Origin of the sequence: Pseudomonas peradeniyensis (assembly GCF_014268935.2) — a bacterium.
In the GTDB taxonomy this organism is placed as follows: domain Bacteria; phylum Pseudomonadota; class Gammaproteobacteria; order Pseudomonadales; family Pseudomonadaceae; genus Aquipseudomonas; species Aquipseudomonas peradeniyensis.
In genome coordinates, this window is the sequence record NZ_JABWRJ020000003.1 from 349,452 (window position 1) to 360,930 (window position 11,479).

At 65.6% G+C, this 11,479-nt stretch carries 9 protein-coding genes; 2 read left to right on the plus strand and 7 right to left on the minus strand.

The window, feature by feature from the left end:
• Positions 1-22 precede the first annotated feature (22 nt).
• The 7 genes from HU751_RS16500 to rfbB are packed head-to-tail and all read right to left on the minus strand — an operon-like array spanning position 23 to position 7,085.
• The gene (locus HU751_RS16500) at positions 23-478 is read right to left on the minus strand and encodes a thioesterase domain-containing protein (protein WP_186731825.1); all 456 of its coding nucleotides are present in this window, start codon (positions 476-478) and stop codon (positions 23-25) included.
• A complete protein-coding gene (locus tag HU751_RS16505; RefSeq protein ID WP_186731824.1) occupies positions 475-1,881 on the minus strand; it encodes a sigma-54-dependent transcriptional regulator in 1,407 nt (468 codons plus the stop codon). The genes HU751_RS16500 and HU751_RS16505 overlap by 4 nt, the downstream gene beginning before the upstream one ends.
• Positions 1,878-3,692: a sensor histidine kinase gene (locus HU751_RS16510; RefSeq protein WP_186731823.1), complete on the minus strand. Its 1,815-nt coding sequence runs from the start codon at positions 3,690-3,692 to the stop codon at positions 1,878-1,880. Before HU751_RS16510 ends, HU751_RS16505 begins: the two co-directional genes overlap by 4 nt.
• A gap of 39 nt (positions 3,693-3,731) precedes the next feature.
• Positions 3,732-4,592, minus strand: a complete 861-nt coding sequence (rfbD, locus tag HU751_RS16515; protein ID WP_186731822.1) for a dTDP-4-dehydrorhamnose reductase — start codon at positions 4,590-4,592, stop codon at positions 3,732-3,734.
• Complete coding sequence (rfbC, locus tag HU751_RS16520) at positions 4,589-5,134, minus strand: dTDP-4-dehydrorhamnose 3,5-epimerase (protein ID WP_186731821.1); 546 nt, start codon at positions 5,132-5,134, stop codon at positions 4,589-4,591. Before rfbC ends, rfbD begins: the two co-directional genes overlap by 4 nt.
• Complete coding sequence (rfbA, locus tag HU751_RS16525; protein ID WP_186731820.1) at positions 5,131-6,006, minus strand: glucose-1-phosphate thymidylyltransferase RfbA; 876 nt, start codon at positions 6,004-6,006, stop codon at positions 5,131-5,133. The genes rfbC and rfbA overlap by 4 nt, the downstream gene beginning before the upstream one ends.
• A complete protein-coding gene (gene rfbB / locus HU751_RS16530) occupies positions 6,003-7,085 on the minus strand; it encodes a dTDP-glucose 4,6-dehydratase (protein WP_186731819.1) in 1,083 nt (360 codons plus the stop codon). The genes rfbA and rfbB overlap by 4 nt, the downstream gene beginning before the upstream one ends.
• 171 nt (positions 7,086-7,256) lie before the next feature.
• Between rfbB and HU751_RS16535 the strand changes: the two genes are divergently transcribed.
• On the plus strand, positions 7,257-10,157 hold the full coding sequence (locus tag HU751_RS16535; RefSeq protein ID WP_186731818.1) for an aminotransferase: 2,901 nt from the start codon (positions 7,257-7,259) through the stop codon (positions 10,155-10,157).
• Positions 10,158-10,361: 204 nt separating this feature from the next.
• The gene (gene aguA, locus HU751_RS16540) at positions 10,362-11,468 is read left to right on the plus strand and encodes an agmatine deiminase (RefSeq protein ID WP_186731817.1); all 1,107 of its coding nucleotides are present in this window, start codon (positions 10,362-10,364) and stop codon (positions 11,466-11,468) included.
• Positions 11,469-11,479 lie beyond the last annotated feature (11 nt).

Genomic DNA, 11,479 nt, shown 5'->3' on the forward strand with positions numbered 1-11,479 from the left:
CGCTCCCACGTTGATCAGCTTCTCAACGGTGCAGCACGTACTGGCCACTGAACCTCACCGCAGGCTCGTCGTTCCCCTCGTTGCTCACCACCGTCTCCAGCGTCAGGCGCGCCCGCCCGCGACGCTGGTACATGGTCAGGAACCGCTCCCAGGTTTTCTCGTCCGGCGCCGGGCACTGTGCCACCGCCGTACCGGTGACCGGCAGCGGATAACTGATCTGCCCTTCCTGGATGACGATATGCCCGTCATCGATCCCCAGCTCGCGCAGGCGCAGATGCAGCCAGCCCCAGCCCACCAGCACCGCGCCGCAGTACAGGCTGCCGCCGAACATGGTGCTCTTGTGGTTGACGTTGGGTGCCAGCGGCAGCTTCAGGCGCAGGCAGTGCTGTTGCCAATCGAGGACTTCCATCCCCATCTCGCGGGTCAGCGGAATATCACTGTGCAATACCGATTGCAGGTACTGGCTGTCGGTGCTCATGGACGGTTGTCCTCCTGGTCGTCGTGCCCGCCACCGCCGTCGAAGCTCAGGCCGTGCTTGCGCAGCTTGTCGTGCAGGGTCTTGCGCGGGATGCCGAGGGCTTCGGCGAGGCTGCGCATCGAGTTGTGCGGTTGGCCGAGCTCGGCGGCGATCAGCGAGCGCTCGAACTGCTCGACCTGCTCGCTGAGGTTGCCGGTCGGCACGGGCACCTGGATGTCATGGGGCGCCGCGGGCACCTGGCCATCGAGGGCCAGCTCCAGGCCCAGGGCGAAGCGTTCGGCGGCGTTCTGCAGCTCGCGCACGTTGCCCGGCCAGTCGTGGCGCAGGAGCACGGCGCGCTGCGCCGGTTGCAGGCTGTGGGGCGGCAGGCCGTGGCGCTCGCTGGCGGCATCGGCGAAGTGCTGGAACAGCACGAGGATGTCGTCGCCGCGTTCGCGCAACGCGGGGATACGCAGCGGCGCGACATTCAGGCGGTAGTACAGGTCGGCGCGAAAACGGCCCTGGTCGGCGGCCTGGCGCAGGTCTTCCTTGGTCGCGGCGATGATGCGGATATCCAGCGGGATCAGCTGGTTGCCGCCCAGGCGTTCGACCACCCGCTCCTGCAGCAGGCGCAGCAGCTTGACCTGCACGTCCAGGCTCATGCTCTCGATCTCGTCGAGGAACAGCGTGCCGCCGTTGGCGAACTCGAACTTGCCGATCCGGCGTTTCTGCGCCCCGGTGAAGGCCCCGGGCTCGTGGCCGAACAGCTCGCTCTCGACCACCGACTCGGCCAGGGCGCCGGCGTTGATCGCCACGAACGGGCCGTCGCGGCGGCTCGACAAGTCGTGCAGGGCGCGGGCCACCACCTCCTTGCCGGCGCCGGTCTCGCCGAGGATCAGCACGTCGGCGCGGGTGCCGGCGAGAGCGCCGATCTGCTCGCGCAGGCGCTGCATGCCCGGCGACTGTCCGACCAGGCGCGTGGCCAGCTGCTGGCGGTCGCTCAGGGCCAGGCGCAGGCTGCGGTTGTCCAGCACCAGGCGGCGCAGGGCCAGGGCGCGACGCACGCTGTCGAGCAGGGCGTCGCTGGCGAAAGGCTTTTCGAGGAAGTCGTAGGCCCCGGCGCGCATGGCCTGCACCGCCAGCGGCACATCGCCGTGGCCGGTGATCAGCAGCACCGGCAGCTCGCTGTCGCGGGCGTGCAGTTGTTCCAGCAGTTGCAGGCCGTCGATGCCGGGCATGCGGATATCGCTGACCACCACCCCCGGCCAGTCTTCCTCGATGCGCCCGGCCAGGCCCTGGGCGTCGGCCAGGGCCACCACCTTGAGCCCGGCCAGGTCCAGGGTCTGGCTCAGGGCCTGGCGCAGGTGCGGGTCGTCGTCGACCAGGAGCACCTGGGCGCGGCTGTCGATCAGTGTCTCGGTCATGCCGAGGTGTCCTCCGAAGATTGCAGGTTGGCACCGGGCTTGGCTACGCGCAGTTTCAGCGTCAGCAGGGCACCGCCTTCCGGGTGGTTGCCCAGCAGCAGCTCGCCGCCCAGCGCATGCATCAGGCTTTCGCAGATGGCCAGCCCCAGTCCCAGGCCCTGGGTCCGTGTCTTGGTGGTGAAGAACGGCTCCTTGGCGTGCTCCAGGGCCTGACGGCTGAAGCCGGGGCCATTGTCGCGGATGTACAGGTAGACGCAGTCATCCTGGCGTTCGGCACTCAGCCACAGCCGGCGCGGGTTGGCCTTCTCGGTGAGGGCATCGAGGGCGTTGGCCAGCAGGTTGCCCAGCACCTGACGCAGGCGTGTTTCGCCCGCTTGCACCCACAGAGTGGCTTCCGGCAGGTCGCGCACCAGCTCCACGGCCATGGCCCGGCGGCGCTTGGCCAGCAGCGCGAGGGCGTCGTCCAGGGCCGGTTGCAGGGCCACGCTTTCCGGGGCGTGCTGGTCGCGGCGGGCGAAGGCGCGCAGGTGGGCGATGATCGAGGCCATGCGCCCGGTCAGCTCGCCGATCAGCTTGAGGTTGCCGCGCACGTCCTCGGTGCGCTGATGATCGAGCAGGATCTCGGCGTTCTCGGCGTAGCTGCGGATGGCCGCCAGCGGCTGGTTCAGTTCGTGGCTGATGCTCGCCGACATGGTGCCGAGCACCGACAGCTTGCCGGCCTGGACCAGCTCGTCCTGGGCGCGCACCAGCTCCTGCTGGGCGCTTTCGCGCTCGAGCACCGCGCTCTTGAGCCGGGTGTTGAGGCCTTCGAGGTCGGCGGTGCGCTCGGCCACGCGCTTTTCCAGCTCCTGACGGGCACGGGCCTCGAAGTCGATGCGGTCGATGTAGTGGCGACGGCGCTGCATCACCAGGCCGGCCAGGAGCATGGTCACCAGCAGCGCGCCGCCGCCGATGGCCATGACCGTCTGCACCGAGCGGTCGACCAGCAGGCGCGGGGCGAGGATGCTCACTTGCCAGCCGGTTTCCTTGATGTCGCGGGTCTGGATCAGCCAGGCGGCCTGGTCGAGGGTCAGCGGCTGCGGCGCCTGGGTCGGGTAGGGCTGGATGGCGACGATGGCCTGGCGCTCGGCCGCGCTCAGCTCGCGGGTGGCACGGAATCGCCAGTCCGGACGCGAGGTGAGCACCACCACGCCGTTCTGGTCGGTCAGCAGCAGTTGTTCCGGGGTGCGGCCCCAGAGAGTCTCGGTGTGGTCGAGGTCGACCTTGACCACCAGTACGCCGATCACCTTGTCGCGGTCGTGCACGGCGGCGGCGAAGAAGTAGCCGCGCTTGGCCGAGGTGGTGCCCTGGCCGAAGAAACGCCCCAGGCGGCCCTCCATCGCTTCGATGAAGTAGGGGCGGAAAGAGAAGTTGCGGCCGACGAAACTGTCCTGCTTGTCCCAGTTGGAAGCAGCCAGGGTGTTGCCGCTGACATCCATCAGGTACATCACCTCGGCGCCGGTCTGCTGGGTGATGTGCTTGAGCAGGCGGTTGGCGTTGGTCACCGCCTCGAGGCGGAACGGGTCGGCCAGCACGCCACGCAGTGCCGGCAGGTCGCCGAGGATCTGCGGCAGGGTTTCGTAACGGTGCAGGGTGCCCAGCAGGTTGGCGACGTAGAGGTCGAGGGTCTGGCGGTTCTGCGAGGCCAGTTCGTCCTGGTAGTAGCGTTCGGCCAGGTGCTGCAGCGGCCACAGCAGCGGGGCCAGGCACAGCGCCAGCAGGGCCAGGCTGCGCCAGCGGGGGCGGCGGGGGGGCGTGGGTCTTGGGATCATCGCGATAAGGGCGCCAGTAGGATCTGGCGCAATTATGCGCTACTTGAGGCAGTCGATGAGTGCATCGTGCCAGTGCGGCTGGCTGACCTGCCATTCGCGGGCCAGGCGCGAACAGTCCAGGCGCGAGTTGAGCGGTCGCCTTGCCGGTGTCGGGTAGTCGCTGGAAGGGATCGGCAGCAATTCGGCACAAGGCAGGCCACGGATCTTGAGCTGTTCGCCGATGGCCTGGGCGAAGCCGAACCAGGAGGTTTCACCCTGGGCGGTCAGGTGGTAGGTGCCCCAGGCGCCGGCCTGGCCGTTCTGCCAGCGCTCGATCAATGCACGCGTACTGGCTGCAATTGTGGCTGCCCAGGTCGGGGCGCCGATCTGGTCGTCCACCACTTTCAGTTGAGCGCGTTCCTGAAGCAGGCGCTGCATGGTCAGCAGGAAATTGCCCCCATGCAGCGAATAGACCCAGCTGGTGCGCAGGATCAGGTGTTCGGCACCTACCTTGCGGATTGCCTGCTCCCCGGACATTTTGCTTCGGCCGTAGACGCTCAGGGGATCAGGCTCGTCCTCTTCGTCGTACGGCGTGGCCTTGCGTCCATCGAACACATAGTCGGTTGAGTAGTGGATCAGCGGCGCGCCCAGGCGCTCAGCCTCCTCGGCAAGTACCCGTGGCCCTTCGGCATTGATCGCAAAGGCCAAGTCGGGCTCGTTTTCTGCCTTGTCGACAGCCGTGTAAGCGGCGGCATTGATGATCAGGTCGGGAGCATGCGTGCGCAGTTGCTCTCGCAAAAGCGCCGGCTGGGCCAGGTCGAGCCGCTCACGCCCGAGCAACTGCACGTCGCCAAGACCTTCGAGTGCGCCGTGCAGCGCACGGGCGACCTGGCCATTGCGACCACAGACGAGAATCCTCATGGCAGCAGTGCCAGTTCGGTAAATAGTTTGCCCTGCTGGTCCTTGGCGGAAAGCTGGGGATCGCCCTTGAGCTTCCAGTCTATCGCCAGTGTGGGGTCGTCCCAGCGGATGCTGTGCTCGGCGGCTGGGTTGTAGTAGTCGGTGGTCTTGTACAGAAGCTCGGCCGACTCGCTGAGTACCAGGAAACCATGGGCGAAGCCCGGAGGAATCCACAGCTGGCGACGATTCTCCGCGGACAGTTGCTGGGCGACCCACTTGCCGAAGGTCGGCGAGCTACGGCGCACGTCGACTGCCACATCCAGCACTTCGCCCTGGATCACGCGCACCAGTTTGCCTTGGATGTTGCGCTCCTGATAGTGAAGTCCTCGCAACACTCCTCTCAGTGAGCGCGAGTGATTGTCTTGAACAAAGTTCACCGGCAGCCCGATGTGTTCCTCGAAGACCTTGGCGTTGAAGCTCTCGAAGAAAAAACCTCGATCATCTCCAAACACCTTGGGTTCGATGATCAGGACGTCAGGCAGGTCTGTAGGGATAATGTTCATGCAGATTCTTCAGCCACTTTGCGCAGGTATTGGCCGTATCCGGTCTTCTTCAGTTCATCGGCCTTTACCAGCAGGCTTTCGCGGCTGATCCAGCCCTTGTTGAAGGCGATTTCTTCCAGGCAGGCCACCTTGAGTCCCTGGCGGTTCTCGATGGTCTGCACGTACTGCGAGGCTTCCAACAGGCTTTCATGGGTGCCGGTGTCGAGCCAGGCGAAGCCACGGCCGAAACGCTCGACCCGAAGGTCACCGCGCTGAAGGTAGGCATTGGTGATGTCGGTGATCTCCAGTTCGCCCCGTGCCGACGGGCGTACGCCCTTGGCGATCTCGATCACGTCGTTGTCGTAGAAGTACAGGCCGGTCACGGCATAGCTGGACTTGGGTTGCCGTGGCTTCTCCTCGATGGACAGGGCGTTGCCCTGTTCGTCGAATTCGACCACACCGAAGCGCTCGGGATCCTTGACCCAGTAGCCGAACACGGTGGCGCCGGAGGCGTGGCTGACGGCACGTTGCAGTTGCTCGGTAAAGCTCTGCCCGTGGAAGATGTTGTCGCCCAGGATCAGGCATACCGAGTCGTCGCCGATGAACGCTTCACCGATCAGGAATGCCTGGGCCAGGCCATCCGGCGAGGGCTGCTCGGCGTAGCTTATGTTGATGCCGAACTGGCTGCCGTCGCCGAACAGCTGGCGGTACTGCGGCAGGTCAAGGGGCGTGGAAATCAGCAGGATGTCGCGGATCCCGGCGAGCATCAGGACCGAGATCGGATAGTAGATCATCGGTTTGTCATAGACCGGCAGCAGTTGTTTCGACACCCCGAGGGTGATGGGGTGCAGACGGGTGCCGGAGCCTCCGGCGAGGACGATACCTTTGGTCATGCGATCAGGTCCTTGATATTGGAGGTGCCCAGGCGTTCGCCCTGGTAGCTGCCGTTCTGGACGCGGCGGCACCACTCCAGGTGTTCCAGGTACCAGCGGACGGTCTTGCGCAAACCGGTCTCGAAGGTTTCCTGCGGCACCCAACCCAGTTCGCGTTCGATCTTGCCGGCATCGATGGCGTAGCGCAGGTCATGGCCCGGGCGGTCCTGGACGAAGGTGATCAGGTCGGCATAGCGAGCCACGCCGGTTGGATGTTCGGGGGCCAGCTCTTCGAGCAGCGCGCACAAGGTATGCACCACTTCGAGGTTCTTGCGCTCGTTGTGGCCACCGATGTTGTAGGTATCACCCACTTTCCCTTCGGTCACCACCTTGAGCAGTGCCCGTGCGTGGTCTTCGACATACAGCCAGTCGCGTACCTGCTGGCCGTTGCCGTAGACAGGTAGCGGTTTGCCATCCAGGGCGTTGAGGATCATCAGCGGGATGAGTTTTTCTGGAAAATGGTACGGTCCGTAGTTGTTCGAACAGTTGGTGATCAGCACCGGCAGATCATAGGTGCGATGCCAGGCGCGGACCAGGTGGTCCGAGGCCGCCTTGCTCGCCGAGTAAGGGGAGCTGGGGGTGTAAGGGGTCGTCTCGGTAAACAGGTCGTTGACACCGTGCAGGTCGCCATATACCTCGTCAGTCGAGATGTGGTGGAAGCGGAACCGTGCGCGCCGTTCGGCTGTTAGCTGGCTCCACCAGGCGCGGGTTGCCTCGAGCAGGGCGTAGGTGCCGACGATATTGGTCTGGATGAAAGCTGCCGGGCCATCGATGGAGCGGTCGACATGGGACTCGGCGGCCAAGTGCATGATGGCGTCGGGTTGGAAGCGTTCGAGAAGCTTGCCCACCGTTGGCTGGTCGGCGATGTCGGCCTGGACGAACTCATAGCGGCTGTTGCCGGCGATTCCCTGTAACGACTCCAGGTTGCCTGCGTAGGTCAACTTGTCGAGGTTGAGCACTTCATGATCGGTATCACCGATAAGATGGCGGATCAGCGCCGAGCCGATAAAGCCGGCACCGCCGGTGACGAGAATGCGCATGAGCATGTGCCTCTACTGGAAGCCTGTGGCCTAAAGCCTGGTTTGTTTGGTTGTAGCCGCTCTTGACCGATCGCGCCGGCGCTGGAAATCCATTGCCTGATTTGATCTGCCCCTTGTATATCGGCAGCAGCAGTGGCGATATAAGTGGCAAAAAAAATGAGGTTTCCACCTATGTCCCTGAGCATCCTGACCCAACGTGCGTGCTTGCCCAGCCCATCACTCGGTGAGGCCCAGGCCAACGCCCTGCTGCAGTCGCATTATGACCTGCAAGGCCAGTTGCAGGCACTGGGTAGCCAGCAGGATCTGAATTTTCGCGTCGACAGCGACCAGGGCCGGTATGTGCTCAAGGTCTGCCATGGCAGTTATGCGCCGATCGAACTGCAGGCACAGCATGCGGCCCTGGCTTATCTGCGCGGGCAAGGCATGCCGGTGCCAGTGGTGCGTCCGGCGAACACGGGCGAGTCATTGCTGGCGCTGGACATCGATGGCCAGCCGTTGCGGGTCCGTTTGCTAGATTACATCGACGGCCAGCCTCTGACACGTCTTGGGCACTTGTCAGCGCGAGTGATGGCCGAGCTCGGCACGCTTTGCGCCGAGGTCGACAAGGCGCTGGCCGGTTTCGACCACCCGGGTCTCGAGCGTACCTTGCAGTGGGATCCACGGCACGCCCCGGTGCTGATCGAGCACCTGTTGCCGGTGTTGCAGGATGCCCGGCGTCGCGAGCAGGTGGCACAGGTCGCACGGTTGGCGGCCGCTCGCCTGCAACCGTTGGTCGAGCAGTTACCGGTCCAGGCCGTGCACCTGGACATCACCGACGACAACGTGGTCTGGGCCCGCGACGACCAGCGGCAGTGGCAGGTACAGGGCGTCATCGACTTCGGCGACCTGCTGCGCACCTGGCGCATCGCCGACCTGTCGGTGACCTGCGCGGCCCTGCTGCACCACGCCGAGGGCGACCCGTTGCGCATCCTGCCAGCGGTCAGCGCCTATCACGCGGCGAACCCGTTGCAGGAGGTTGAGTTGCGCGCCTTGTGGCCGCTGGTGCTGAACCGCGCCGCAGTGCTGGTGCTCAGTAGCGAGCAGCAGCTGGCGATCGACCCGGGCAACCAGTACACCCGCGACAACATCGCCCATGAATGGGAGATCTTCGACACTGCCTGCTCCGTCCCCGCCGCGTTGATGGAGGCGGCGATCCTGCAGGCGGCGGGCCAGGTGCCCGTGACGCCGGACATGAGCGGTTGCGCCGCGTTGCTGCCGAGTCTTGCCGGGCAGCCGGTCGCCCGGGTCGACCTGGGCGTGCTCAGCCCCCTCTGCGAAGCGGGCAATTGGGAGCAGCCCGGCTTCGACCAGCGCCTGCTCGCCGCCCAGCCGGGGCCAGCGTGCAGCCTCCATGGGCAGTACCGCCTGTCGCAAACCCATATCGATCGGCCCGAAGAGCCGGCCACCTGTGCCCTGGGCGTGGAACTGAACCTGTTGCCCGGCAGCCCGCTGCAAGCACCCGAGGCCGGTGTCTGGCAACGCACCGGAGATGGCCGTGGCTGCCTGCGGACCGCGCACTGGAACCTGTGGCTCGCTGGCCTGGAAGAGGCGCCGGCCGATGGCCAGGTGCTGCTCAAGGGGCAGGCGCTGGGGGCGACCTGTGGCTTCCTCAGCGTGCAGCTGTGCCTGGATGCCGATACCCGCCCACCGTTCTTCGCCACCCCGTCCCACGCCGCCGCCTGGCTGGCCTTGTGCCCATCACCGCAAGCCCTGCTGGGCTTCGACTGCGATGCCGAGCCACTGGCCGACCCACAGGCCCTGCTGGCCCGTCGCGATGCCAGCTTCGCCCGCTCGCAGAAGCATTACTACGCCCAGCCGCCACACATCGAGCGCGGCTGGCGCAACTACCTGATCGACATGCAGGGCCGCTCGTACCTGGACATGCTCAACAACGTCGCGGTGCTCGGCCATGGCCATCCGCGCATGGTCGCCGAGTCGGCGCGCCAGTGGTCGCTGCTCAACACCAACTCGCGCTTCCACTACGCGGCCATTGCCGAGTTCTCCGAACGCCTGCTGGACGTGGCCCCGGAAGGCTTCGACCGGGTGTTCCTGGTCAACAGCGGCACCGAGGCCAACGACCTGGCGATCCGCCTGGCCTGGGCCTACAGCGGTGGGCGCGACCTGCTCAGCGTGCTGGAGGCTTATCACGGTTGGTCGGTGGCCACCGACGCGATCTCCACCTCCATCGCCGACAACCCCCAGGCCCTGGAGACCCGCCCGGACTGGGTGCACCCGGTGGAGGCGCCGAACACCTTCCGCGGGCGCTACCGGGGCGCCGACAGCGCCGCCGACTACCTGCGCGATGTCGATGCCAAGCTGGCTGACCTCGACGCCCGTGGCCGCCAGCTGGCCGGGATGATCTGCGAGCCGGTGTACGGCAACGCCGGGGGCATCTCGTTGCCGCCGGGCTACCTGCGCGAGGCCTATGCCAAGGTGCGCCAGCGCGGCGGGGTGTGCATCGCCGACGAGGTGCAGGTCGGCTACGGGCGCCTGGGCGAGTATTTCTGGGGCTTCGAGGAGCAGGGCGTGGTGCCGGATATCATCACCATGGCCAAGGGCATGGGCAACGGCCAGCCGCTGGGCGCGGTGATCACCCGGCGCGAGATCGCCGAGGCGCTGGAGGCCGAGGGCTATTTCTTCTCCTCGGCCGGGGGCAGCCCGGTCAGTTGCCGCATCGGCATGGCGGTGCTGGATGTGATGCGCGACGAAGGGCTGTGGGACAACGCCCGTGACGTCGGCCGCCACTTCAAGGCACGCCTGCAGGCGTTGGTCGATAACTATCCGCTAGCCGGCGCCGCCCACGGTTCGGGGTTCTACCTGGGGCTGGAACTGGTGCGCGATCACCAGACCCTGGAGCCGGCGACCGAGGAGACCATGATCCTGTGCGATCGCCTGCGCGACCTGGGGATCTTCATGCAGCCTACCGGCGACTACCTGAACATCCTCAAGATCAAGCCGCCGATGTGCACCACGCGGGCCAGCGTGGATTACTTTGTCGACAGCGTGGAGCGGATCCTCGACGAAGGGCTTTGAATCACGGCATCCAGGCCTGGCAAATCGATTGTTATCGGTTTACCAGGCTTTTTTATGTCTAAATATTTTGTCTTTATCTATTTAAAGTCGATATTTATCGGTTGTAATATCGGCTCATCATCACGCTGCCTATACTGGCGAGCCTGCACCTTTCTCGATCACCGACCTGGCGCCCCTGGCACCGGGCCTTCGCAGAGGTTACCCATGAAGACCCTCAACTCGACTCCCCGCGCCGACGGTTTCCACATGCCCGCCGAATGGGCCCCGCAATCCCAGGTGTGGATGGTCTGGCCAGAGCGCCCGGACAACTGGCGCCTGGGCGGCAAGCCGGCGCAGGCCGCGCACGTGACCCTGGCCAAGGCCATCGCCCGCTTCGAGCCAGTCACCGTGGCGGTGTCCGCCGGCCAGTACGAGAACGCCCGTCGCCAGCTCGACCTGCCGAATATCCGTGTGGTCGAGATCAGCAACGACGACGCCTGGGTGCGTGATACCGGGCCGACCTTCGTCATCAACGACCACGGCGAAGTGCGTGGCGTGGACTGGGGCTTCAACGCCTGGGGCGGCTTCGACGGTGGCCTGTACGCCCCTTGGAACCGCGACGAGGAGCTGGCCGCCAAGGTCATGGAGATGGAGCGCGTGCAGCGCTACCACACCGAAGGCTTCGTGCTCGAGGGCGGTTCGATCCACGTCGACGGCGAAGGCACCCTGATCACCACCGAGGAGTGCCTGCTCAACCGCAACCGCAACCCGCACCTGAACCGCGAGCAGATCGAGGAGATCCTGCGCGAGCACCTGGCGGTAGAGACCATCGTCTGGCTACCGGACGGCCTGTACAACGACGAGACCGATGGCCACGTCGACAACTTCTGCTGTTACGTCAGCCCCGGCGAAGTGTTACTGGCCTGGACCGATGATTCCAATGACCCCAACTACGCGCGCTGCCACGCCGCCTACGAGGTGCTGAAAAACACCCGTGACGCCAAAGGGCGCGAGTTCGTGGTGCACAAGATGCCGATCCCGGGGCCGCTGTATGCCACCCAGGCAGAATGCGACGGCGTCGATCACGTGGTGGGCAGCCAGGAGCGTGACCCGTCGGTGCGTCTGGCCGGTTCCTACGTGAACTTCCTGATCGTCAACGGCGGCATTATCGCCCCGAGCTTCGACGACCCGGCCGATGCCCAGGCCAGAGCGATCCTGGCCAAGGTCTTCCCGGACCACGAAGTGGTGATGATCCCGGGGCGTGAGCTGCTGCTTGGCGGTGGCAACATCCACTGCCTGACCCAGCAGCAGCCGGCACCGGTAAAACGTTGATCGGCCAATGA